The following is a 541-nucleotide window of genomic DNA, read 5'->3' as shown; positions in this document are numbered from 1 at the left end:
GGGGGTGCGGTCGCCCAGGTCGGCAAGCGCCCGGAAGACCGGCTTGCCGCCGCTGTTGCGCCAGGCCAGCACGGTGAAGAAGGTGCCGCTGCCGCCGCCGTTCAGCGCGACCACCCCGACCGCGTCGGCCGCCCCGTCCCCGTCGAGGTCGCCGATCCCGCACGGCTTCTGCAGCAGGACGGTCGCGCCGTCCTCACCGGACCACTGGCCCTCGGTCAGCGGCAGGTGATCCGGGTAGCCGTTGTAGCGCACCGTGGCGCTGCCGACGTGCGCACCCGCGAGCTGCGCGCAGGTCAGCGCGGGGGCGGCGGGTGGCTTCGGCTTCGGCGGCGTGCTCTTCGCCGGGGCGGGCGCGGCCGGCGCGGCGGCGCTCGGGCTCGCGCCGGCGGAGACGGCGACCGGAGCCGGGGCGGTGGACGCGGCCGGCGTGACCGAGGTCGAGGCGGTGGCCGTCGTCCCGGTGTCACCTCCGCACGCGGTGAGCAGGCAGACCAGCGTGACGGCCGCGAAGCTCGGCAGGGTCCGGCGCATGGGCGAAGGT

The 541-nt window shown here is 77.3% G+C and carries 2 protein-coding genes; one reads left to right on the top strand and one right to left on the bottom strand.

What is annotated here, in order from left to right; genetic code table 11:
* On the bottom strand, window positions 1-252 hold a 252-nt coding region (locus tag ACSNN7_RS29035; protein ID WP_436684227.1), incomplete at its 3' end, for a hypothetical protein.
* Window position 253: 1 nt separating this feature from the next.
* On the opposite strand from ACSNN7_RS29035, the gene ACSNN7_RS29030 reads away from it, so the two are divergent.
* Window positions 254-541 (top strand): hypothetical protein (locus ACSNN7_RS29030; RefSeq protein WP_436684226.1); only part of this gene is annotated, 288 nt, incomplete at its 3' end.

The organism is Micromonospora sp. URMC 105 (genome assembly GCF_051386295.1).
GTDB lineage: Bacteria > Actinomycetota > Actinomycetes > Mycobacteriales > Micromonosporaceae > Micromonospora.
This window is presented reverse-complemented; position numbering and strand designations above follow the sequence as displayed.